Annotated in this window: 22 protein-coding genes and 2 pseudogenes; 13 read left to right on the top strand and 11 right to left on the bottom strand. The window is 68.1% G+C overall.

All coding sequences use genetic code 11. The features are described from left to right. Positions 1 to 159: 159 nt before the first annotated feature. From OG878_RS08140 to OG878_RS08125, 4 genes are all read right to left on the bottom strand, one after another. Entirely contained in the window at positions 160 to 717 is a 558-nt protein-coding gene (locus OG878_RS08140; RefSeq protein ID WP_328886154.1) for an HAD domain-containing protein, read from the bottom strand. A gap of 13 nt (positions 718 to 730) precedes the next feature. Further along, the gene (locus OG878_RS08135) at positions 731 to 1,423 is read right to left on the bottom strand and encodes a class I SAM-dependent methyltransferase (RefSeq protein ID WP_328886153.1); all 693 of its coding nucleotides are present in this window, start codon (positions 1,421 to 1,423) and stop codon (positions 731 to 733) included. Then, positions 1,424 to 2,335: an aminoglycoside phosphotransferase family protein gene (locus OG878_RS08130; protein WP_328886152.1), complete on the bottom strand. Its 912-nt coding sequence runs from the start codon at positions 2,333 to 2,335 to the stop codon at positions 1,424 to 1,426. A gap of 75 nt (positions 2,336 to 2,410) precedes the next feature. Continuing rightward, positions 2,411 to 3,160, bottom strand: coding sequence for a hypothetical protein (locus OG878_RS08125; RefSeq protein WP_328886151.1), 750 nt, complete (start codon positions 3,158 to 3,160; stop codon positions 2,411 to 2,413). A gap of 193 nt (positions 3,161 to 3,353) precedes the next feature. Here OG878_RS08125 and OG878_RS08120 point away from each other — a divergent pair, with 193 nt between their 5' ends. Together OG878_RS08120 and OG878_RS08115 are read left to right on the top strand one after the other, a co-directional pair. Further along, positions 3,354 to 4,709: a tetratricopeptide repeat protein gene (locus OG878_RS08120; protein ID WP_328886150.1), complete on the top strand. Its 1,356-nt coding sequence runs from the start codon at positions 3,354 to 3,356 to the stop codon at positions 4,707 to 4,709. A 1-nt stretch (position 4,710) separates the two neighbouring features. Beyond that, positions 4,711 to 5,247 carry an NUDIX domain-containing protein gene (locus OG878_RS08115; protein ID WP_328886149.1) on the top strand — a complete coding sequence of 179 codons (537 nt, stop codon included), beginning with the start codon at positions 4,711 to 4,713 and terminating at the stop codon, positions 5,245 to 5,247. Between the two features lie 262 nt (positions 5,248 to 5,509). Here the strand turns inward: OG878_RS08115 and OG878_RS08110 are convergent, their stop codons facing one another. The 4 genes from OG878_RS08110 to OG878_RS08095 form a co-directional block, all read right to left on the bottom strand. After that, on the bottom strand, positions 5,510 to 6,130 hold the full coding sequence (locus OG878_RS08110) for a hypothetical protein (RefSeq protein WP_328886148.1): 621 nt from the start codon (positions 6,128 to 6,130) through the stop codon (positions 5,510 to 5,512). Beyond that, positions 6,127 to 7,308: an MAB_1171c family putative transporter gene (locus OG878_RS08105; RefSeq protein ID WP_328886147.1), complete on the bottom strand. Its 1,182-nt coding sequence runs from the start codon at positions 7,306 to 7,308 to the stop codon at positions 6,127 to 6,129. The genes OG878_RS08110 and OG878_RS08105 overlap by 4 nt, the downstream gene beginning before the upstream one ends. Positions 7,309 to 7,320: 12 nt before the next feature. Further along, a complete protein-coding gene (locus OG878_RS08100; protein WP_328886146.1) occupies positions 7,321 to 7,719 on the bottom strand; it encodes a hypothetical protein in 399 nt (132 codons plus the stop codon). Between the two features lie 275 nt (positions 7,720 to 7,994). Continuing rightward, entirely contained in the window at positions 7,995 to 8,495 is a 501-nt protein-coding gene (locus tag OG878_RS08095; RefSeq protein ID WP_328886145.1) for an XRE family transcriptional regulator, read from the bottom strand. Between the two features lie 370 nt (positions 8,496 to 8,865). Between OG878_RS08095 and OG878_RS08090 the strand changes: the two genes are divergently transcribed. The 7 genes and pseudogenes from OG878_RS08090 to OG878_RS08060 all read left to right on the top strand — a co-directional run. After that, a complete protein-coding gene (locus OG878_RS08090) occupies positions 8,866 to 9,867 on the top strand; it encodes a hypothetical protein (protein WP_328886144.1) in 1,002 nt (333 codons plus the stop codon). Continuing rightward, positions 9,867 to 10,562 carry an ATP-binding protein gene (locus OG878_RS08085; protein WP_328886143.1) on the top strand — a complete coding sequence of 232 codons (696 nt, stop codon included), beginning with the start codon at positions 9,867 to 9,869 and terminating at the stop codon, positions 10,560 to 10,562. Before OG878_RS08090 ends, OG878_RS08085 begins: the two co-directional genes overlap by 1 nt. 89 nt (positions 10,563 to 10,651) lie before the next feature. Next, a complete protein-coding gene (locus OG878_RS08080; RefSeq protein WP_328886142.1) occupies positions 10,652 to 11,215 on the top strand; it encodes a WhiB family transcriptional regulator in 564 nt (187 codons plus the stop codon). After that, positions 11,212 to 12,276 carry a DUF2637 domain-containing protein gene (locus OG878_RS08075; RefSeq protein WP_328886141.1) on the top strand — a complete coding sequence of 355 codons (1,065 nt, stop codon included), beginning with the start codon at positions 11,212 to 11,214 and terminating at the stop codon, positions 12,274 to 12,276. Before OG878_RS08080 ends, OG878_RS08075 begins: the two co-directional genes overlap by 4 nt. A gap of 100 nt (positions 12,277 to 12,376) precedes the next feature. Then, positions 12,377 to 12,601 (top strand): hypothetical protein, encoded by a 225-nt coding sequence (locus OG878_RS08070; protein ID WP_328886140.1) that lies wholly within the window; start codon positions 12,377 to 12,379, stop codon positions 12,599 to 12,601. A 191-nt stretch (positions 12,602 to 12,792) separates the two neighbouring features. Next, positions 12,793 to 13,260 carry a plasmid mobilization relaxosome protein MobC gene (mobC, locus tag OG878_RS08065; RefSeq protein ID WP_328886139.1) on the top strand — a complete coding sequence of 156 codons (468 nt, stop codon included), beginning with the start codon at positions 12,793 to 12,795 and terminating at the stop codon, positions 13,258 to 13,260. Then, positions 13,260 to 13,481 (top strand): annotated as a pseudogene (locus OG878_RS08060) (mobilization protein); the annotation flags it as partial. The gene mobC and the pseudogene OG878_RS08060, both read left to right, overlap by 1 nt. Positions 13,482 to 13,651: 170 nt before the next feature. On the opposite strand, the gene OG878_RS08055 reads toward OG878_RS08060, so the two are convergent. Next, a complete protein-coding gene (locus tag OG878_RS08055; RefSeq protein WP_328886138.1) occupies positions 13,652 to 15,043 on the bottom strand; it encodes an IS1380 family transposase in 1,392 nt (463 codons plus the stop codon). 122 nt (positions 15,044 to 15,165) lie between these two features. On the opposite strand from OG878_RS08055, the pseudogene OG878_RS08050 reads away from it, so the two are divergent. Continuing rightward, positions 15,166 to 16,710, top strand: a pseudogene (locus OG878_RS08050) (relaxase/mobilization nuclease domain-containing protein); the annotation flags it as partial. A 405-nt stretch (positions 16,711 to 17,115) separates the two neighbouring features. Here the strand turns inward: OG878_RS08050 and OG878_RS08045 are convergent. Next, complete coding sequence (locus OG878_RS08045) at positions 17,116 to 17,790, bottom strand: DUF6766 family protein (RefSeq protein WP_328886137.1); 675 nt, start codon at positions 17,788 to 17,790, stop codon at positions 17,116 to 17,118. Between the two features lie 889 nt (positions 17,791 to 18,679). Next, complete coding sequence (locus OG878_RS08040) at positions 18,680 to 19,645, bottom strand: ArsR/SmtB family transcription factor (protein WP_328886136.1); 966 nt, start codon at positions 19,643 to 19,645, stop codon at positions 18,680 to 18,682. A 71-nt stretch (positions 19,646 to 19,716) separates the two neighbouring features. On the opposite strand from OG878_RS08040, the gene OG878_RS08035 reads away from it, so the two are divergent. The 3 genes from OG878_RS08035 (at position 19,717) to ligD (ending at position 23,076) form a co-directional block, all read left to right on the top strand. Then, the gene (locus tag OG878_RS08035; RefSeq protein WP_328886135.1) at positions 19,717 to 20,553 is read left to right on the top strand and encodes an alpha/beta fold hydrolase; all 837 of its coding nucleotides are present in this window, start codon (positions 19,717 to 19,719) and stop codon (positions 20,551 to 20,553) included. An 852-nt stretch (positions 20,554 to 21,405) separates the two neighbouring features. Then, positions 21,406 to 22,071: a DNA polymerase ligase N-terminal domain-containing protein gene (locus tag OG878_RS08030; RefSeq protein ID WP_328886134.1), complete on the top strand. Its 666-nt coding sequence runs from the start codon at positions 21,406 to 21,408 to the stop codon at positions 22,069 to 22,071. Positions 22,072 to 22,170: 99 nt separating this feature from the next. Next, positions 22,171 to 23,076 (top strand): non-homologous end-joining DNA ligase, encoded by a 906-nt coding sequence (gene ligD / locus OG878_RS08025; RefSeq protein WP_328886133.1) that lies wholly within the window; start codon positions 22,171 to 22,173, stop codon positions 23,074 to 23,076. Positions 23,077 to 23,144: the final 68 nt, after the last annotated feature.

The raw sequence follows: 23,144 nt of genomic DNA, 5'->3' as shown, positions 1-23,144 counted from the left end.
TCGACGGCGGCGCCTGCCCCCGAACCTGCGGGCGTCGGGATTGGCAGGGCGCCTGTACGGACGCTGCCATGCGTCGTCCACGCTGGTAGATCGTCGTAGTTGAGGCGGGTCCGCACGGCAGGATGCAGACCGCCTCCGTTCTGCTGCGCCCCTTTGGACTTACGCGGCGTCCATTGCTTCATTCGTGGCTGCTTGCCGAGCTGCCCACTCCCGTATCTCCGTGAGGTGGTCCGCGCGGAGACCGATGTACGGGTCGGGTTGGACGAGGAGGGTGGGCAGCCCGCGGGCGGTGCGCTCTTTCGCCCACCCGTGGTCGAGGGCGGTGAAGTCGTCGTCGATCCAGACAACAGGAGCTTCTCCGAGCCAGACGTCGACGTGATCGCGTTTCCAGAGGTAGCCGTTGGGGTGGCTGTTGGTGATCTGCGGGCGAGGCAGGTCGAGGTAGGGAAAGTCGGGCAGCCCCAGGAGGGGCCCGATGATCGTGGTGGCGTCCTTGCGCCAGCTTGTGCACCAGACGGGGGTGATCAGGCCGCTGGCCAGGAGGGTGGTGAGGAGGTTGCCGTGGTTGGGGTCGAGCCAGACAGGGACAGGGTCGTCGGGGTGCCGGCCGGTGGGCAGGACGGTATGGCGGACATGGGTGGGCGGGGTGCTGCCGTCCGCCGCCGGGAACGGTATGAGGACGCCGTCGATGTCCAGGAGCAGGTAGGGCAGGGTCATGGTGCCTCCGGGGTCAGCGTTTGCGGGCGGTGATCAGGAGCGTGGTGGGCCACCGGTCGAGGCGTGGGTGGCGCAGTTCCAGCGCAGACGTGATGCGCAGGCCCGTCCGTGCGAGGTGGGCGTTCCAGCGGCGGGCGTCGAACTCCCATCGGGCGATGGGCAGTCGGGTGTGGTCGGGCATGGTGACGTAGTCCTCGCGCGGACGGTCGTCAGCGGATGGATGCCTTCCGGCTCGTGCCGGGTGCGGAACGGAGAAGGCCAGTACACCGCCTGGCCGCAGGCGGCGGGAAATGGCGGCGAGCAGGAGTTCGGGGGCGACGAGGCCGACGGCGCCGAAGACGGAGTAGATCGCGTCGAAGGTCTGGCTGGTGGCCTGTAAATGGTGCAGTGCGTGGCCGACTGTGAATGTGGCGCTGTCGATGTGGCCGTGGTGGGAGCGGGCACGGCGTATTTGGAGTCCGACCAGGTCCACGCCGGAGACGCGGGCCTGGTGGTTCTTGGCGAGGTGGGCGACGTTGTGGCCGGGGCCGCAGCCCAGCTCCAGGATCCGTTTGCGGCGCAGGTCCGGGCCGAGGATCTGGGCACCAGGACCGAGGCCCGGGTGGGCGCTCCATTCCATCCGGGCCGGTGCCGTGAGGGCGTGCGCCGGGGCAGCGGCTATGCGCTGGGCGGCGTGGGCGTACCAGGGAGAGGTCTGGGCGAGCACCTAGACCTCCAGGAGCTGGAGTACGTCGTTGAGGTGGCGGCGGACGACGGGGATGTATGCGGCGTCCTTGGCCGGGTCGTTGATCCAGCGGATGGCCTGCTCCATGAACCACTCCACGGCCCACATGCGGTGCCAGCCGAGCGCCCATGCCTCGGCGGCCAAGCCGCCCCGGGCGGCGAGGGCGTCCTCGTGGCCGCCTGCGGTGACGTACTGCTCCAGGAACACTCGCAGTCGGACGGGGCTCGGCGCGTCGGTGGTGCCGTGGTACGAGGCGAGGTCGATCAGACCGGGCCCGGTGAAGGCACGGGCGAAGTCCAGGAGGTGCCAGCCGTTCTCTCCGATGTGGACGCTCGTGGGGTGGAACTCGGAGTGGACCCAGCCGAACGGGTCGAGCGTCGCTCCCTGGCTGCGGTCCTCGGCCGCCGCGGAGATCTTCCCCAGAGCGGTCTCGATGTCGTCGCAGTCTTTCCACCGCTCGGCCCTCCGCAGACGCTGGAGGTGATCGAGGGCCCGACCGGGCAGGGTCGCGAGGTCCGCTCCGTGGAGGAGGGGCAGGCCGCCTGCCGGGCGGGCGGCGTGGAGCATCACAGCGGCGGCGACGCCGTCGAGGTCGTCGGCATCCCGTACGGGGGTGCCGAGGTCGTCCATGAGCATCCCGAGCCAGTTGTCATGCATGGCGGTGGCGTGGAGTTCGGGGACCGGCAACCCGCGCTGGTGGGCCACCCGCAAGGCTTGGGCCTCGCGGTCGAATGGCTCCTTGGCGTACTTGAAGACGGCCGTGGTGCCGTCGGGAAAGGTGACGCGCTCTACGCCGGACATACCCCAGACGCGGATCTCGGCACGTTCGGGGAGGGGCTTGCCGACGAGGGCGCACAGGTCGTCCAGCAGGGCGACGGTCAGGCTCTGATCCATGGGTCTCTCCAGGGGCTTGTGTGCTCCGGGGCGGGGGCACTGGTCAGCCCGCCCCGAAGCCGTACTGGGGTGGGGTTACTCGGCCGCGGTTACGCGGTGGGCGTAGATCTGCTCGATCCAGCCCGCCTTGAACTCGGCAAGTTCGTCCCGGAAGTTGGCCATCGAGGCACCGTAGGGCGCAACGACGCCGCCGGACTGGTCCGGCACAGACTGGCAGCCATGCACGAGCCGGCCGCCGAGCGCGGCGTGAGCCTTGATGGACTCGATCCGGCGGTGCTCGTTGAACCAGCCGCCGTGGTAGACCTCGTCCAGCATTCCGCCCATCTCGTCGTCCAGGTCGAAGACCACGGAGGTGGCGGCGGGGAAGAACCAGCACGGGCCGACGTTGGAGATGTGCCCGTCCAGCTCGACTTTGTTGAGCGCCATCAGCGTGGCCGCCTCGCGCAGCATGCGCAGATGATCGACGGTGACCTGCGGCAGGCCGAGGCTGGCCAGGTGCTCCTCGCGGAAGAGGTACGAGTAGACCTCGTACGCCGTCGCCAGCACGCGAGCGGGATCGGACGTGGACTCGCCGTGGTCCTTGACGAATTCGAGCGCGAGCTGCTCGACCGCACTCTCGGTCGTCTCGTGCACGTCAAGGAGTAGGGCCTTGACCAGCTCCCAGTCGGCGATGAGCCAGGCGTTGGACTCGAAGCGAAAGAAGTACTCGGCCGAGTCGAGGGTGATGCGTCGGCCGTCGACCTGGAGGCCGGGCAGGCGGCTCCAGCGCGTGTCGAAGGCGTTGGGCAGCTCGACCGTGATGGTCGCGGTGTCGATGGTGGTCACCGTGTCTCCGTCTCTGATCAGCCGGGCCGGGGCATAGGCATGCCCGAGCCCGATAGGGCGTACGGAACTTGGGAGCCGCACAGCCCAAGAGTGGGCGGCTGTCGACAAGTGAACCGCCCGCTACACAGAGTGGGTACGGTGTGACCGAAGCCAAGCGGTATACGTGGTTTACAGCTCCGGAACGGAGGAGATCGTGCCAGCGCCGATCAACCCCAACTCCCGCCTGCGCGACACGATCAACGCCGCCGGGTGCACGTACGAGGCACTCGCCAAAGACGTACGCCGCATCGCCGCCGAGAACGGCGAGCTGCTCCAGACCAACAAGTCGGCCATCTCCCACTGGGCGGGCGGTGTCCGCTCGCCCAGTGGGAGGGCGGCCCAGTACGTGGCCGAAGCGCTCTCCCGCAGGTTGGGCCGGGTCGTAACTCAGACGGAGATCGGCTTGGAAAGCCCGGACACCGAGCCGTTGCACATCGGCGACCCGGTCGCCGCGGTCACCGACCTCGGCCGCGCGGATGTCGAACGCCGCCGCTTTCTCGCCATCGCCGCCTTCACCACAGCTGGCGTCGCCATGCCGCTCGCCCACGACCACGAAGCCACTTCCCGGATGCTCCGCGCCCGAGCGGGCCGGTCCGTCATCGGCAGTGACGACATCGACGTCGTACGGCAGATCACGGCGGCCTTCAGCGCCGCGGACGAACGCCTCGGCGGCGGCCATGGCCTGACCACCGTCACCGCTTACCTCGCAGACACGGCCGCCCCCATGCTCCGAGGTCGCTTCGCCTGCGAAGACTTACGGCGCTCCGCCTTCGGTACCGTCGCCGAACTCGCCTACCTGGCCGGATGGAAGCATCACGACCTCGGCCACGAAGGCGCCGCCCAGCGCTACTACCAGGCCGGATACCAGCTCGCCTGCGAAGCCGACCCCCACGGCCACGCCGCGTGGATGATGCGCGCCCTCGCCCACCAGGCACTCAGCCTCAAACAACCCCGCCACTGCGTCGACCTCGTCGAAGGCGCCCTCAGTCGCGGCCTCGGCCACGTCGACGGCCAGACCGAAGCGCTGCTCCACATCGCCCACGCCCGTGCTTACGCGGCCGTCGGCGAGAACCCATCGGCCGCACGTGCTCTCCTCACCGCCGAGGACGCCCTCCTACGCGAGGACGGCCCCCAGCCCAGCTTCTCCCGGGTCAGCGGCCCCGCGGCCGGCACCGTGGCCAGCCACACCGCACGCACCCTGACCGACCTCGCCGACCACATCGGCACCGAACAGCAGCATCGTGACGCACTCACCCGTTGGGACCCGGAGAGGTACAAGCGCGTCCACGCCCTCACCCACGCCGACCTCGGCGACAGCCTCGCCGCCCAGACCCGCGCCGACGAAGCCGTCGCCGCCTGGAACCAGGCCCTGGTCCTCATGGAAGGCATGACCTCCGAGCGCACCCGCAAAGCCATCACCTCGATCCGCTCCATCCTTGCGGTCTACCAGCGCCGCCGCGTCCCCGGCGCAGCCGATCTCGCCCGCCGCGCCCGCGAGGCCCTTGCCTAGCATGCCCAACAACCCGCCCGACGAAGGGAACCCCGTGGCTCAGCAGACCGACGACCGCTCACAAGCCCTCAAGCCGGCGCTCGACTCGATGACCCTGTTGGTTGCGGCCGTCATCGTCCACGACAAGGCCACCAACCGCGTTGTACTCCTCCAACGCAGCCAGAACGCCAAGTTCGCCCAGGGCCTGTGGGACCTCCCCGTCGGCAAGAGTGAGCCGGGCGAGCCGATCACGGAGACCGCGGTCCGCGAGCTCCACGAGGAGACCGGCCTCACCGTGAAGCCCGAGTCCCTCAAGGTCGCACACATCATCCACGGCGCCTGGGGCATCGAGGCCCCCAACGGCTTCCTCACGGTCGTCTTCGCCGCCCACGATTGGATCGGCGAACCCGAGAACCGCGAACCCCGCAAACACTCCCAGGTCCGCTGGACCGACACCAACGACATCCCCGACGCCTTCGTCGATACGACTGCCAGTGCCCTGCACCACTACTTGAACAACGGCTCGGAGGTGTCTCTGGACGGCTGGTCGGTGGCGTGAGCGTTACGCTGCTCCACCTCATCCCCAGGGACCCACACTTTTCGCCCTCACCAGTTGCGAGCGAGGCTGCGCAGGTTCAGCTGCGGCGACTGCTTCCTGAGCCGCTGGGGGTAATGACGTCTGGGACTCCGAACCTGCATTCCAGAACGCTCCATGGGCGGCAGGCTTGTGCCTAACCTTCCAGGGTTCCAGGCTCTGCGGTGGCGTGGGCCGCTCAGGACTCCATGTCACTTGACCATGCGGCAGGTGGCATGACCTGAGTTCAACGGAGTCCGGCAAACACCACGGCCGCCGCTGTTCCGCCCAGGATGGCCCCGACAATGACCTGTGCTTTGGTGTGGTCCCGCAGCGACACCCGCGACCAGCCGACGGCCGCGACGCCGAGGAAGAGGAGGGCGGCCCACCACCCGTACGCCACGGTGATGACGACAGCGACGCCGGAGGCGACGGCGGTGTGGACGCTGACCTTCCACCAGACGGTGACGGCCATGGTCAGCAGCAGGCCGGCGATCATGGCGGCGACCAGCGCGACGACTTCGCGGGGTGCGTCGAGGGCCAGGAGTAGACCGGTCCCGATGAGGACGGAGCCGAGGGTGACGAACAGTGGTATCCACCGCTGGGTGCGGACCTTGAGGTGCTTGTCGGTCCATCGGCCGCGGCGGACGCCGGCGACGATGTAGGCGATCGGCAGGCCGCCGCAGAAGGTGCCGGCGAGCAGGCCCCAGCCGACTCCCTGGAGGGAGTCGGTGGAGTGCCAGCCGATGACGAGCAGGACACCGATGACCAGGTTGGCCGGTGACAGGGTCTCGGTGACGATGCGGGCGGACCGCCGCTCGGCAGGCGCGGCGGCGGTGGGCGGCAGCGGTGCGGTGGTGGCGGTCATGCCGGTATCTCCTCGAGATGGGCGCGGAAAAAGTCCTGGGTGGCGCGGGAGTTGTAGGCGGTACTGAGGGTCGTGAGGGCGCGGATCTCGGTAGCGAGGTCCCGGCCGCCGCTCGCCGGGGGCATTGGCTCGCCCGAGCCGGTGGCAGTCCCGCGGAGTCGCTGTTCGCGGGCGACGGCGAGCCAGCAGGCCTCGGCGGTGATGTCGGCGTGGGCGCCGATGAAGCCGAGGGAGGTGGCGTGGTCGTAGGCACGGCCGCGCAGTTCGGCCGGCGCGTGGTCGGCGAGGGTGAGGATCGCGTCGCGGATCTCGATCGTGCGCCGGTACAGCCGGTCGTGCGTGCGCCGCGGGTCGGCCGCGTCGGCGACGTGGGTCGACGGGGTGTCGAGACGGGTCTCCGGGACGGCGTCGGTGAGCGTGCGCCACAGTGGGTAGAGGTTGACGAGCTGCCAGTGGGCCCGGATCCGGGCGCCAATCCGGGGGAAGGCGGGCAGGGTGCTGCCGAGCACGATCAGCAGCAGCGCGATGAAGAGCAGACCGGTGCTGAGCGCGTGGTCGGTGTCTTTGCCGATCAGCGCCCGGTCGTTGAAGTTTGCGCCCAGGGCGGCGATGCGGTGGACGGCGTATACGAGGCCGACGGCGGTTCCGGTGCCGATGAGGACCAGGCCCCGTCCGACGAGACCGCTGTCGGGTCGGCGTCCCCAGCGGAAGCACAGCAGCGTCGCACTGAGGAGGGCCGCGCCGAGGTAGGAGGTCCAGACGACGCCGTACGCGAGGATCGTGGCGTGATCGGCGTAGTCCGTGAGGAGGTCCTTCGCCTGATGGGGCTGGGGCGTGGCGAAGAAGCACGCGGCCAGGAGGACGATCGTGACGACAGGGACGGCCATGTGAAGTCTGGAGGCACGTACCCCGGTCTTCGATTCGGCCATGTCGGCGACGAAGGTGAGGACCGCGGCCGCCGCGACGGTTCCGCAGATGTGCTTGACCAGGAACGACAGGTTGGTGACGTGCAGATACTCGTCGACTGTTAACGCAATGGCGACCGGTCGGACCGTCATGGCCAGGGCGAGGGCGGCGAAGGCCAGCCAGAGGCTGAGGCGCCCAGGTCTCCGGAAGGCGGAGCGGGCACGCCAGAGGGTGACGGCCCAGAGCAGGGCCGCAGGTATTGCGTCGATCATCTCTCGGATTTCTCAGGAATCGCTGAGCGCGGCGTTGAGCCGGCGCAGTGTGCTGGGGGCGGTCCGGTCGCTGGTTCCACGCAGTGCGGCACGTGTCGCGATGAAGCCGGCCAGCGTCTCCGCGCTCCGCTCCTCCTCGGTTTCGTAACTGGTCCGGCCGAGGACGCCGGTCACGAGCTCGGCGTCGAGGTGGTGGAAGGCCCGGCTGAGGGTCTGGCGTGGCGTGTGACCGAGGAGCATGTGGCTGACCTCGTGCAGAACGATGTGGTCGCGGTGGAGAGGGCTGGTGGATTCCTCTACGAGGATGTGGTCCGCCTTGTCCGTGGCGATCCAGGCTCCGCAGGGCAACTCGTCGCTGGCGATACCGGAGAAAGCGTGCAGGTGGATCGGCTTGCCGCGCTTCTCGGACACGCGGGCGAGGAGTTCCTCAACGTCGAAGGGATCCGGAAGGTCGAGATCATCCAGGACGGACCCGAAGGCGGTTCCGTGATCTTGGGAGGGTCGCGAACGACCGGATTTCATCTGCCCTCCACATTCGATCTTTCTGAACCGTCGACGTCACTCCGTAACGCCGGTGGCGAGTACATGAACCATTTCCGGCCGCACATCGGGAGGGTGGTCGACCCCGTAGGGCAAATTAGGGCAAGTTTGTGCAAGTGAGGTGGTGAAAGCTCCCTAAAGGGGTGTCAGTTCCCCGCGCCGTGACGTTCGCCACTGGAAATTTTGTTGACGGTTGAATCGTCGTTGCTTTCTCCGAGGCCTTCCAGTTCACGAGCACGCTCGATGAATTCAGAAATGATCTTGAGGCTTTTGTCGGAGAGCCCTGAGGCGCGCAGAGCCACCGATCTCACGCCCGCGTCGCGCATTGCGGCCAGTGCGTCGAGCTCGGCCGCGATCTTCTCCGACTCCTCGTCGTCGAAGAAGTAGGTCGGCTTCACGACGAAGAAGCTGGACAGGGCTTCGAGGTGGCGCTTGGTGGGGTTGTCCTTGGCGCCGGTCCGCAGCTGCCAGATGTAGCTCGCCGAGATGGTCGGGCCGCCCTGCCGCCGGATGCCCGACGCCACCTCTTCGTAGCTGTATGGGCCGCGCCCCTTCGGGTGCACGGTGGTGAACAGCCGGTCCAGGCGATCAGCGAGCGTGGTCCCCGCCCCCTCCTCTGATGCAGGGGAAATCTTCTCGTGGTCCATCGTGGCGGTCCTCCCGTCGCGCCTTCACTGAGATGAATGAAGACTCTGCGGTCATTTTCTCTGGTTGACAGTGGTGCCGTATCTCAGTCTAGTGTGATCATCGTGCCATCCACCCATGAAAACGGCCTAGCCGGGGTGGGGGTAAACGACGATGCCCGGGAGCGGCAGCTCCCGGGCATCCGTCGGCCGCCCTCGCCGAGGGCAACCAATGATCGGGGGCTGCGTGGCCCGCTTGCAGGCAACAACCACGCGGCCCCGTCCATGAGGACGGAGCATCACATGCGCCCACCCAGTAGGGGAATCCCGGCAGCTTCGATGCGAAGCCCGCGCCAGTGGTTCCCGCATCACCAAGCCCAGTCGGGGTACTGACATGGCCCGCATCCGGACAGTCAAGCCGGATCTGTTCGTCAACGAACGGGTCGCGGCCTGCTCGGTCACCGCGGTCGTCACCTACATCGGCCTGTTCACCCAGTCCGACGACCACGGGCGGCACCGGGACAACCCCGCCATCATCGCGGGCCTCCTCTGGCCGCTGCGAGCCGAGCACACCCCCGTACACGTGGAGGAGGACCTCCAGCACCTCGCCGATACCGGCCTGATCTGCCGGTACGCCGGCTGCGACGGCAAGCGGTACCTGCACATCACCGGTTGGTACGAGCACCAGAAGATCGACCGACCCAGCCAGTCACGCCTCCCAGCCTGCGTCGCTCACCACAGCGACAAGCGGTGCGGCCCGTGCAAGGGAACCTGCACCGAGGCCGGTGCGAACCTTCAGGGAGGCCTTGCCGAAACCTCGTCGGACCTTCGACGAGCCCTCGACCCGAGTCCTGCACCGCTTGCGGGCCTGCCTGGCAACCGCACTACAGCGCCGCCCGACCCCGGAAAACCGCAGCCCGCCGACAAGGAGACACACGGCGACCAGGGCGAGGAAGCCGCAGGTCAGAGCCAGTTCGACGTGGTCTCGACGAATACTCACCGAGGGGTCGCCGAAAGCTCGACACCCGGATCCAGGATCTTGGATCCTGGATCTTCTTCACCTACGGGGCGCACAGCGCCCGACGCCACGGTCACCACCGGGAACCTCCTCGCCGAGTACCTGGGCTCCTGCAGCCAGCGTCCGCCGAGTGACGTTCTTGGACACCTCGGCCGCTTGCTGAAGAAGCTGCTCGCCGAGGGCATCGACGTGGAACACATCCGTGCCGGTCTCGCCCGCTACGCCGAGATCCAGGGCCACCCCTCCCGGCTGCCGAGCCTGGTGAACGACGCAATGAATGCCCGCGTCCCTGCCCAGGCGGCATCCCGGACCCGCACGGCCCACCGGGCGTGGACCAACCCGGTCGACGCGGCTGCCGCCTATGCGGAGGAGCTGTGATGAGCCGCGAGCCCGAACTCCTCGGCGCCGGCGTCCTCCAGCGCCTGCAGCGGGTCCTCGCCGTCCGGGGCATGAACCTGCAGAACCTCCCCGAGGCCCCGGCCGACGCCCAGCCGTACACCTCACTGGCCCTGCTGGAAGCCCGCCTGCCCCCGCGCTACCGGACCGCCTGCGCCGACCACCCGGACGTGCTGGCCTGGACCCGAGACGTGATCGCCCGGGCCGAGGCGCCGAATCCCGGGGCGCGACGCCAGATCACCACCGGACCCAGCCTGCTCTTGGCAGGCGTCACCGGCGCGGGCAAGACCCACCAGGCGTACGGCGCCGTCCGGGCCCTGGCCGAAGTGGGCCTCGTCCTCCGGTGGCGGGCCACCACGGCCGCCGACCTGTACGCGGACCTGCGCCCTCGCCCCGGCCATGACACCGAACGAGCACTCGAGAAGGTCAGCTGCCACCCGCTGCTGATCCTGGACGACCTCGGCGCGGCCAAAGCATCCGAGTGGGTCGAGGAGATCACGTACCGGTTGATCAACCGCCGGTACAACCTGATGCTCCCGACGTTGATCACCACCAACCTCGCCATGCGGGACCTCCGCGACCAACTGGGGGACCGCGTCGCCTCCCGGCTCGCTGAGATGACCACCCGGGTCACCTTCGAGCCCGTCGACCGCAGACGGCGGCACCACACCGCCTGATCCCGGCACCACGCGCAATCCCTAACCCAGACCACCGCACCTCCGCCGACGCATGCCCGCGCGCGGAACACCCCGGAGCAACAGCCCTCATGCACGACACCCCGAACCAGTCGGCCAAGTACCGCCTCCGAGGCGACCAGACCTGGCAAGACCACGCCGCCTGCCAGCCATCCGACCACCACGAGCCCGACCCCGAGTGGTTCTTCCCCGAGCCCGACGAGACCGGCAAGATCGCAGCAGCCAAGATGCTGTGCGCCCAGTGCCCCGTCCGCCGCGCCTGCCTCGACGCAGCCCTGGAAACCAACGATACCTTCGGCATCCGCGGCGGCCTCACCGAGGAAGAGCGCGCCTCGCTCCATACCAAGATGGCAGCCCGTCTCGACCGTCGCCGTGTCCAAGAAGCCCTCGCCGGCCGCGACGTCCACCTCACCCATGCCGAACGACTGGCGGTCATACACACCGCCTACCAGCAGGGAATTCCCCCGGAGCGCCTCGCCTGGATCCTTCAGGTCACCTACGAGCACGCCCAGAAGCTTTACCGCGCCGAGTGCCGAGCCCACCGCAACCGGGACATCAGCCAGAAGAACAAGAACGCCACCAGCAACACCGCCAGGACCAAGGACCAACCCAGCAGCTACAGGACCGCAGCGTGACCAGCACGGCGCCGATATCGGCGCGCATCAAGGGCTGGGACCGCGCTGCCATCATTGCCCTTGGCGGCGCCGGCTGCGCCCTTTCCTACGACGCCCTGCAGCAGATGGCTGCCGCCATCCACGTCCGAGGCCTGCTTACCTACCTCTTCCCCTTGGTCATCGACGGCTTCATCGCCTACGGCGTCCGTGCCCTCTTGGTCCTGAAGAACGCGCTCCTGCGGGCTCGCCTCTACGTCTGGACGCTCTTTGGCACAGCCACCGCCGCAAGCATCTGGGCCAATGCCCTCCACGCGGTCCGCCTCAACCAGCAGCTCGACAAGCCCGGCCTCCAACTCGGGGACACCGTGGTCGCCGTCCTGTCCACGATTGCCCCGCTCGCCCTGGCCGGAGCTGTCCACCTCTACATCCTCATCGCGCGAGACCCGGGCGACCGGACAGCGACCGACCGGACACCGCTGTCCGACTCCCTGACCTGCCCCGGACAGTCGGCCTCGACGACGGTCACCCGGGACAGCACTCCCGGGCAGTCGAACCGTCCGGCGCCCGGTGTCCCGGTCACCGGTCAGGCCGAGCGTCTCCGACTGTCCGCAGGAACGGACACCAAGCTCGGCAGACAGCAGGCATCGCAGGACCGGAGGACACACCGGCACCTCGGACAGGACAACGGCCGCCCTGGACAGCCGGACAACCGAGCCTCGGACTGCAACCCGCAGGACACCGCGACCGGACGGTCTACCGCCGACTCGGACAGGACACTTGCCGCTCCCTTCCACGCGGTCCCCGGACAAGCGCCCCCCAGCGCGAACACGGGGACAACGCGGAGAGAAAGGGGTCGACGCACGGCGCTGTCCCCGCGTCCCAGCACTGACCGTCGCCGTGAGCGGGACAACGAGGAACTCCTGCGCATCGCTAAGGACGCTGTCCGAGCCGAGGACAAACTCACCCGCCGCGTGGTCGCCGACGCCATCCGCGGTCAGCAGATACCGCTGTCCAACGACGCCCTGACCGTCCTCATGGTCCAGCTGCGCGAACAGCTCGGACAGCCGACCAACACTTCCTGACCGACCGGGGCGGCAGCCGAGCCGGACGCCTCGGCCGGCCACCCGCCTGCAGCCACCGGACAACAGCCCCTTGTCTCATCGAGTTCGCCCGGAGCACCCCATGCGCATCACCCCAGCCACTCCAGCCGAGGTCGACGCCTGGCTCACCGTCTTGCAGCACTACGGCCACATCTACCAGGCCCAGGGCCACCGTGACGGAACCTGGACCGTCCAGAGCCACGCCGGACAGGTCCCCTGGACACTGCATGCCCCCGTGCTTGCCATGGACTGGATCGAAGACCTTGTCCGCGATACCGCCGAGCACCAGCCGGACGGCAACCCATGAGCCGGCCGACCCGAACCGCCCCCGATGGTCCCGAGGGCGACCGCTCCACGGCCACCGGCCGAGCAAGTTGTCGCGTACGACGGTCCTACGGCCCGTCGTACGCACTTGTCCCCACCGAGGAGGGTGGGGGAGGTCTGGTTGGTCCCCGAGCGAGGGCGCACAGGGACCAGCCAGACTCCCAGCACCAGGGGGTGCCGGTCCCAGGGGGAGAAGCAGTCAACCGCGCCCCGCTTGAGCAGCCAAACCCGAACCCGCCTGCGTTCCCTGACCGCAAACCGCGACGCCGCACCCGCAACCCGAGCGAGCGCACCCACAAGACGACTACCCGCCTCTCCGACGTCGAGAAAGTCGAGATAGCCGTCGCCGCCAAGCAGCGCGCCGTTACCGTCGCCCATTTCCTGGCTGCTGCCAGCCTCGCCGTCGCTCGTGGTTCGACCACCGTGCACACCAACGAACAGCTTGACTCCGCCATCGACGAGTTGGCCGCCCTGCGCACCGCCCTCTCCCGCGTCGGCAACAACATCAACCAGATCGCCTTCATCTGCAACGCCGGAGGACACCCTCGCCTCGGCGAACTCGACCACGCCCTCACGACCTTGACCCGCCTCCTGGCTCGCATCGACAACACGGCTGACGTCCTTGTGAGGAAGCGACTCTGATGGTCCCCAAGATCCGACGCGGCTCGCGCACCCACGGCCTGCTCGTCTACCTGTACGGCCCGGGTAAACGCGACGAACACATGGACCCCCATCTCGTCGGCAGCTGGGACGGTTTCGCGCCCGACCCTGGTCGTGACACAAGCCCGGAATCCGACCACAAAGTCACGCTGGCCCGGCTTGCCGCCGCCCTGGACCTGAGGGTCAAGCAGGCAGGCACTAAGCCTTGATCCACCGACGTGGTTTGGGGAGTGATCTTGTGACCGGTTTCGAGCCGGTTTCAGGTCGGCGCTCGGGTATGGGCAGGTTGTAGTCGCTGGTCTGCCCAGCTTTTCCACGGGTTCGGTTCCGGTTGGGCCCTGGCGGCGGGCGGGTCGGGTAGGGGCTGTTCGCGTCAGCCGGGTGGGCCGTGAACGGTGTGGAAGAGGTGTGTCCAGGCGTGCTGCCAGGGCCAGTTGTGTGGCAGGTGCAGGGTGATGCGGCGGGCGGAGCGGGCGATCCGGGCCGGAACGTGGACCAGGTGGGTGCGGATCGTGGCGGTGGTGGCTTTGGCGTGGAAGGCGGAGGTCAGGGAGCCAGTGGCCCGCAGCAGGTTGTAGGTCATCGCCCACAGGGTGAGCCAGGCGGCGTTGGCGTGGAAGTGCCCGGAAGGCAGGTGGGCCAGGGCGCCGGCTTTGGTGTCCGCGATGACCTGCTCGATCACGGCGTGGTGGCGGTGTTCCCGCTCGGCCTGCAGGGTTGCGGCGGGCTGGTCGGTGAAGAAGGGGTGGTAGCGCCAGACGGGGAACAACTCGCCCTGTTCACCCACGACGGCGGGTTTGGCGAGGTCACGGACCCGGCGCACGTTCAGCCGGGCGGTGATCTGCTCGCTCTTTTTGCGGCTCGCGAAGGCGGTGTATTGGGGTATCTCGGCGACTTCGGCGTCCGAGATGAGTTCACCGGTGGCGGGGTCGGGCACCGCGGTCGGGTAACTGATGTGCTGCCATTCCTCGTCGGGGATGCTGTGGACGGCTCGTTTGATGGAGGGGTTCATGCTGGTGGTGAGCGAGAAGTGGGCTCCGGCCCGGTGGCAGGCGGCGATCACACCGGCGTTGTAGAACTGCGAGTCGGCCCGCAGGATTCGGGTCCCGGTGCAGCCGGCCTCGCGGGCGGTGGCCAGGGCCTCGCTCACGAATTTCGGGGCGCCGCGGGAGTCTGCTGCTTTGCCGCGTCGCATCCGCACGCCGGCGATCACCGGCCTCGATTGCGGGGTGCAGACCGTGGCGAGCAGCGGGTGCAGGGTGCGGATGCCCTTGAACCGGCCGTACTCGGCGCCCTGTTTCGCCCGCCCGTAGACGCGTTTGTGGGTGGAGTCGACATCGATGAACGCCATCTCGTCCGAGCCCGGCAACAAGGGGGTGTGCGCGGCCAGTGCGGCCAGGAACCGGCGGTGGACAGCGTGGAGTTGGAGGGCGTGACCGTGGGTGAACGAGCGAAGGAAGGTGCCCAGCGTGGACGGGGCACGGGCACCTGCGAACACGGCCGGCATCGCGCCGTGCCGCAGGACGTGAAGGTCGTCGATGCTGTCCGCACCCGCGGCCATGCCGCCCACAATGCTGGTGACCTTGGCATCCGCCGCAGCCCCAGCCCCGTTCTTCGCGCCGGTCAGCTTCACCTTCTCGGCCACCAACCGCGACAGCCCGCACCGCTCGGCCAGCCGCAGCACCGGCAGCAGCCCGGCATACGCGATCAGGTTCGGGTCATCGAACGCAGCGGAGACCGCTGCCGGAGTATGGGAAACTTGCATCTACGAGGTGCCTTGCTGATTGTGCGTGCTGGAAGCGTCAGAACTCCCATCATCGCAGGTCAGCAGGCACCTCTTCTTGATTGCTCATCCACAGCAAGCGAGCCACTCGGTGGATCGAGGCTAAGGCCCCGGCCGAGCATGTCTGGCACTGCTCGGTCCGTACCGACCCAGGCGACCGGAACCTGACCGACGAGGAGTGGAACACCGTGGCCCGCCGTCTGGTCCAAGCCGTCAACCTTGCCCCCGAGGGCGATCCGGACGGATGTCGCTGGGTCGCGGTACGCCACGCCGACGACCACATCCACATCCTCGCCACGATGGTCCGAGGCGACCTGCGCCGCCCAAGGATGAACTACGACTTCAAGAAGGCCCAGGCCGAATGCCGCCGAATCGAACAGGAGATGGACCTGCGCCAGCTCAAGCCCGGCGACGGTACCGGAGCCAAGACACCCGCCAGCGCCGAGCGCTTCAAGGCCGAGCGCACAGGTCGCCCAGAGCCACCCCGCGAGACACTGCGCGAAGCCGTCCGACAAGCCGTTGCCGGAGCCGCCAGCGAAGCCGAGTTCTTTGCCCGCCTTCGCGATGCGGGCCTGCGCGTCAAGCTGCGGCACGCCCCCTCTGGGGACGTCCTCGGCTACACGGTCGCACTACCCGGCGACCGTAACCGCGACCGCGAGCCGATCTGGTTCGCGGGCTCGACCCTGGCCCCCGACCTCTCCCTGCCGAAGATCCGGCGCCGCCTGGCCGAGGGGGTTGCCGACGAGGCCACGCCGGCCGCCCCCAGCGGCCGATCGGACTGGCCACCGCCCGCGCGGGCACGACGCGCCGCCACCGAAATCGCTGAGCGCGCCGCAAACCTGCTGGACAGCGACGACGACGAAGCCACAGCCCAGCTCGTCGGCATCGGTGAACTGCTGGACGCCGTCGCCCAGACCTCCCCGGCCGCCACCCGGGCCGAGCTGCGTGCTGCCGCTCGTTCCTTCGAACGCGCCACCCGCAGCCACGTCCGCGCCGAGCGCGCCGACACCCGTGCGATCCGCTCGGCGGCGAGGGGCATTATTCAGGCCGGCGGTGCGCTCGGCCGAGGCGAGGACGGCGGCACCACCGCCATGCTGGTGTCCACCCTGGTCCTGGTCGCATTGGCCGCCGCGCGCTGGCACTCAGCCCGCGGTCACGCCCAGCAGGCCGAAGCCTCCCGTCAGACCGCCGAGCACCTGCGCGCCGCCTACCACCAGGCCGCGGCCGTACCCATGCAGGCCCTGCGCGATCAAGGGCGCGGCCTACCGGACGCCGAGCGCCTCACGTACGAGAACACCATCCGCACAGCCGTCCTCGACACCGGTATTCGTGCCGACACGCACATGAATACCGACGCCCTCACCGCCACCTTGGCCCAGGCTGAGCAGGCGGGCCGCGACCCCCACGCTCTGCTGCAGGAGGCCATCGAAATGCGTGAACTCGACACCGCCGACCACGTGAACGACGTCCTGGTCTGGCGACTGCGCCGACTCGCCCAGCTCCCCGCTCACCCGGACGAAGCGTCCAGCCGCCCGCGGCCCGGCACCGGCCGGCCCAGGTCTTCGGCCAACCGCATCAGCGCCCGGACAGTGCCCCTGGCCCCACCTCGTCCCGCCGCCTCGGACCCGCGCAACCGTCCAACGCGCTGATCAGAGTTCGGTAGGCCGGTCACCAGCTTGCTGAACTCCGTGAACTCCGTGAACTCCTGCACAGCTGGTTCCACCGGCTGTTACGGATGGAAACCGAGGGCCCTTGACCGGAAGATGGTGCTCGTGCTCAGTACTACGACCGCTCCGCAGAGCCGACATCCGTGCTGCTCGTCCTTCCCGCCGGAAGAGACTGCTTGCGCGTGCCTAGAAACACGCACACCGACCCACACAGGACGGCCTGATCGTTGAAAGAGCGTCGGCGGAGGTCATGACGGCGCAGATGCCCGTCACGGGTTATCCGGGTGGGTGAACGTGGACCCCGCGCGATGCCCACGACGTCCTTCGCTCTCGGTAGCTTCTAAACCGGCGGCAAACTTCCCAATCTTGTAAGCCAGAGACGATGCGTTATCCCTCGACCCCGGTTGAAGTGTGGGAGGCTCCGACGGGTTTGGATTCCGGGGAGCCGCGCTGGCGTAGGTAGACAGAGAGAATGGCCATGGAGGCCACTGCGAGGAGCTCGGACTGCCAGTTCTGCAGGCTGCGGCTCCAGAAGTCGGCGGAGGTGAGATAGCTTCCCCAATTGATGGGGGCCTGGAGCTGGCGTAGTTGCTGTTCGTTGTACGCGGCGGTGCCCGAGATTGACTGCGCCAGCCACGACAGCAGGAACAGTCCGCCCATGACAAGGCCCAGTGAGCGCGAGAACAGCGCTTGGCGAGCGCCGCCGATACCGGCCCAGCGCGGTGAACCGCGAGGGGCATGTTTACCTGTCTGCTGTTCTTGATCCGACTCGGTGCCAGCCTTGTTTAGTTCCTTGGACTCGGGTGAGCCGCGTTGCAGCAACCAGACGGTCGCGACGATGTAGAGGAAGAACTGCAGATATTCTGACTGCCAGTTCTCCGTCACGTCGACGGCGAAGTCCGAGGATGTCAGATAGTCGCTGAAGCTGATCTGGGCGAACCCATCAGTTGCCAGCTGATTGTTGAATTCCGTATGTCCGGCAACCGCCTGACCTGCGAGGGCGAAGAGGAACGCGATACCGAAGCCCAGGCTCAGTCCGTTGTCACGTACGAAACGGCGCATGAATGTCTCCTGCCTGCTGGGCTGCGGCGGGCGTTGGCATGTGGACGCGGGGCTGGGGCCGGACGATCACCGGTGCATCATCCCCAGCGCAATGAAATAGGCAAGTCCTCCCAGCACGACGGTCAGGCAGAGCACGAACATGGCCCGCATCCAGCTTCACCCTCCCTTGACGGTGCACTGATACGGTCGGCCGGTCTGGAATTGACAGCCGGCGGCAACAACCTTCCAGCCATCGGAAAACTGCGACAGGAACAGCGTGTCCGACGTCAGAACAACCCGTGCCTGTCGGCCGTAAACATCCACCGTGCGGACGCGGCCTCCCGCCGGGAGCCTCTCGGCCGCAATAGCGTCAGCGCACCCCGCCTTCGCGGATTCTTCCAATTCGCTGCGCGTTTGCGGGGCCAGAGCCACACATATGGCGACATGGCTACCTGACCCTGCTGCCCGCTCAAATCTGGCCGCAGCAACAGACGCGTCCGAACTACGCTCACCGGCGCTGTCACACCCGCCGAGGCCCAGCCCGAGTAGGGGAGCAATCAGCAGTCCCGTATGACACCGAGGCCCTGTCACATTGCTCCCTTACCGATGACGGGGATGGGGGTAGGCGTCCCATTGCGCTATCGAAACATCCGGATACGCCCAGTATGATGGAGCCCCTTCGTTTTGCGATGCACCGCATCTGACGCCGCGCACAAGGATTACGGGGGAACAGGTCCTGGACCACCGCGACCAGTCGTTCTTGGGACAGGCTGGAGCGCGCGCGGGACAGTTCCGGCAGCAGGGCCTCGGCGTAGTCGAGGGCTGTCCGGTTTGTAGTGATCTCTTGTCTGGAGATCTTCAATCTCGGGGGTTGTCGGATGACTGAGGCTTCGGCACTCTGTCGGCGGCTCTACGGAGAGGTGGTGCCCAACAGATGGGTCGCTCGTTCCGTGCGCAGGTGGAGCGCGGTGCGGCCGTTGCGTTGTGTTGCTACCAGGCCTGCGCCTCGTAGTGCGCTCAGGTGTTGTGAGACTGCGCTGGGGGTAACGCCCAGGCGTGTGGCAAGGGCCGCGGTTGTCAGGGGTTCGGCCAAGGCGGCCAGCAGCGCAGTCCTCGTGTGGCCCAGCACTGGGGCCAGGCCCGCCAGTGTGGGCGGGGACGGCTCCCAGAGGAGGCCAACGCCCATCGCCGGATAGCGGATCGACGCTGCGGCGACCGGAGACTTGTCGACACCCACGTTCGGCCAGTTGAAGACGCTGGGCAGCATGACCAGGCCATGTCCGCCGGTGTCCACCGTGTAGACGGAGTGCGGAGTCCGTCGACCGTGCACCACCAGCTGCCCTCCGTCCCAAGCGATATCCCGGTGCAACGCGCCAAACAGTGCCTGCACCCCGCCGTCCACGAGAGTCAGTGCCCGCCTGCCGATGTCGGCCTCCAGCACCGCCAACATCCGACCCCAGTGCGGAGCGATCACCAGCTCGTAGCAGCGGAGGAGCGCCTCCGCCAGCCGCGGCAGCACCGCCGCCGGCTCAGGGGCCTCCTCGGTTGGTACGCGCAGGACCGCGCCGTACTCGCGCTGGAAGAAGTCCTCCTCCGTGGCCCGCAGCAGCTCCAACTCCGTCGCTATCGACGGCAGCCGCTCTCCCGGTACCGGGAAGAGGAACGACGGCAACGGTCCCGCGATCAGGGCACGCAGCAGCGGCAGCTCCCGTTCGACCGCCAGCGGCGACCGTGCCTGGCGCACCCACGGCTGGTGCACCGCGTGCCCGCCCCTGCCCAACAGAATCCGCAGTGCCAGTACGGTCTCGCCCAGCGGTGAGATGGCGAACCGCACCTTGGCGACCGACGCCGCGGTGAACCTGATCTCGACCGCCATCCTGGCGCCCCTATCGTGTAGCTGTAGCTAAACAATAGCCAATGCTCATCGCCTCCCCCAGGCTGCCGGGCATGGACTTTTTCACCGCGTACGACGGCACCAAGCTCGCGTACCACGTAGTCGGCCACGGCCCGCCTGTGGTCTGTTTGCCAGGAGGGCCGACGGCCTCCGCCTACCTCGGCGACCTCGGTGGGCTGTCCGCGCATCGGCAGTTGATCAGACTGGATCTGCGCGGCACCGGTCAGTCCGCGGTGCCGGAGGACAGCGCCAGCTACCGCTGCGATCGCCTGGTCGATGATGTGGAGGCCCTGCGCACGCACCTGGGTCTGGAGCGGATAGATCTCCTCGCGCATTGCGCTGGCGCGAATCTGGCCGCGCTGTATGCGGCCCGACATGCGGAGCACGTGAGCACGCTATCGCTGATCACAGCGAGCGTCCGGGCCGTCGGTATCGCGATCCCAGGCGAACTCCGGCGCGAAACCGCGCAGCTGCGCCGAGACGAGCCGTGGTTCCCGGCGGCGTTCGCGGCTCTGGAGGCGATCGTAGTGGGCCAGGCGACCGCCGAGAGCTGGCAGGCCATCGCGCCGTTCTCCTACGGGCGCTGGGACGCGGCGGCACAGGCACATCAAGCGGCTGACCAAGAACTGCAGAACCTGGAGGTCATGGCAGCTTACGGCGCCGAAGGCGCTTTCGATCCGGACGCGACGCGTGCCTCTCTCGCCCGGTTCGCACCGCCGGTGCTCGTGCTGGCCGGTGAGGTCGACCTCGGCGCCCCACCGCGCACCATGGCCGAGATCGCCAGGCTGTTCCCGAACGCCCGGCTCGTTGTTCAGCCCGGAGCCGGGCACTTCCCCTGGCTCGACGACGCGGACCTGTTCGTGGCCACCACCGCGGCGTTCCTTGGATAGGTGACAGCCCCCGCTGTTACCTCAGCCGTCGAAGAGCTGTAGCAGAGCCTCGAAGTGGGACGTGCACAGGCTTCCAAGATCGTGGGGTCTCGACGCCCCGTGATTCGAGTGGGAGACCATGTCTGCCGAAGCTTCATCGCTAATCCCGCCTTCTCTTGACCAGCTTCGCGAGCAGCCCGAGGTCGTTTCCACGGGGGGTCGAGATTGCTGGAGCGGCTGGCCGAGGTGCCGGATCCACGTAATCCGCGCGGGGTACGTCACCCGCTGGCCGTTGTGCTCGCACTCATCGGCGAGTGGATCGCCGATGCCCCGTCCCACGTACTGCGACAAACTCGGACCTGTCCCGGCTCTTTGTTCCCCGGCGTGCACTGCCAGCCGAGACGACGGTCCGGCGGCTGCTGGCCCGTGTCGACGGCGACGCGCGGGACCGAGCCGTCGGACGCTGGCTCGCAGATCACCGACCAAAGGCGATGGGGACTGCCGGGGTTCACGGCCTGGCCAAGAGCCGCGCGGCGGGCCAAGGCCAAGGACCGGAAGATTCATCTGCTCGCCGCCCTCGACCACGCCGGTGGCCTTGCCTTGCCAGCTGGACGGCGGCGAGAAAACCAACGAGATCACCTGCTTCCAGCCGCTGCTGAACGCCCTCACCGACCTTGCCGACACCGTGGTCACCAGCGACGCGATGCACACCCGGCGCGAGCGCGCCCACTACCTCCTCGCCCGCAAGGCCCACTACACAGTGATCGTCAAGGCAACCAGAAGAAGCTCAATGGGCCCGCAGATGCACATGCGCTGCCGTCGGCCCTGCGCCAGAGTGAGAGAGGCGGCCATCGCAGAAGGGTGGGCGGAATCGTGGCCAACAGGAAGGGACTGGACACGTACCGCGGTAAACGGAACTTCGACCGGACCCGCGAACCGGAGGGCGGCCAGGCCTCTCCCCGTGACGTGCCGTGCTTCGTGGTGCAGATCCACGACGCCGGCACCCTGCACTTTGATTTCCGGCTGGAGGTCGACGGTGTGTTGAAGTCCTGGGCTGTGCCGAAGGGTCCGTCCACGGACCCGCAGGACAAGCGGCTGGCGATGCCTACCGAGGACCACCCGATGGAATACCGGGATTTCGAAGGAGTCATAGCGGAAGGGGAGTACGGCGCGGGCACTGTAATCGTCTGGGATGAGGGCAGCTACCGTCCGCTCCCGGGGAAGACTGGACGTGGGAGCACGTTCAGTGAGGCGCTGGAAAAGGGTCATGCGTCGTTCTGGCTCGATGGCAACAAGATGCACGGCGGTTATGCGCTCACCCGCTTTCGTGGCGGCGGCTTTGGGGGGCGGGAGGCCTGGCTGCTGGTCAAGGAGAGTGACGAGCGGGCCGGAGGGCGTAGCACCCTCGACGCTCGGCGGGCCCGGTCCGTCCGCACCGGCCGGACCCTGAAGCGCGTCGCTGACGAGGAGGCAGAGAGCGGAGGGAGCGGTGATGAGCGAGGTGGGTCTGCCCGCGACCGAGCGGGCGCTGTGGGCTGAGGCTCCTGCTCGCGAGGAGGCCCGATGCGGGCCCTGCTTAGCGAAGTTCGACGACGCTTGGACATTCGCGATGACGTGCGGGCCGAAGGGACGAAGGCGATGAGCACCCCTCTCGACATCCGTGCCGGCCGCCGGACCGTGCAGGTCAGTCGGCCCGGCAAGACGCTATTTCCCTCCCGAGACATCACCAAGGCAGACCTGGCCGAGTACTACCGGAGCGTCGCCCGGCGGATGCTGCCCCACCTTCGGAACCGGCCCCTGATGCTGGAGCGTCACCCTGACGGCATTGAGGGGAAGTCCTTCATGCAGAAGGATGTACCTGACCACTTCCCTGACTGGATCCACCGGGTCGAGCTCCCCAAACAGGACGGCACCGTCACCTACGTGCTGTGTGACGACACGGCAACCCTGGTCTACCTCGTCGATCAGGGCTGCCTCACTCTTCACCGCTTCCTGTGCCGCGCCGACCGTCCGGACCACCCCGACCGCCTGGTCTTCGATCTCGATCCTCCTGGGGACGACTTCGCGGCGGGGCGCGCGGCAGCCCTGCAACTGCACCAACTGCTGGAAGAACTCCGCCTTCCGTCGGCCGTGATGACCACCGGCTCCCGTGGGCTGCATGTGGTGGTCCCGCTCGACCGGCGGGCCCCGTTCGACGAGACCCGGGCTCTCGCCCACGACATGGCCGATCTCCTTGCCGCCCGTCACCCCGATACCCTCACCACCGAACCCCACAAGCAGGCACGTCGGGGCAGGCTCTATCTCGACATACAGCGCAACGCATACGCCCAGACGGTTGTCGCCCCATATGCGGTAAGGGCCCGCCCCGAAGCCTCAGCGGCAGCCCCCCTGACCTGGGACGAGGTCGAGGATCCCGGCATCGATGCCCGCAGCTTCACCATCGACTCGATCGCCGGACGCCTGGACGCCGATCCCTGGGGAGACCTACTGCGGCACCGCTGCTCGGTCCGTGCCGCACAGCGCCGGCTCGAGGACGTCGGGTGACGCCGCGCCGATACGCCTGGCTGTTCTCCAGCTGGGCGCGCCACGCTCCCGCACGACGGAGAGTCGCG

The sequence above is a fragment of the Streptomyces sp. NBC_00316 genome, from assembly GCF_036158715.1.
Lineage (GTDB): Bacteria > Actinomycetota > Actinomycetes > Streptomycetales > Streptomycetaceae > Streptomyces.
Note: the sequence above shows the minus strand (reverse complement) of the source record. Positions and strands in the feature narration are given on the sequence as shown.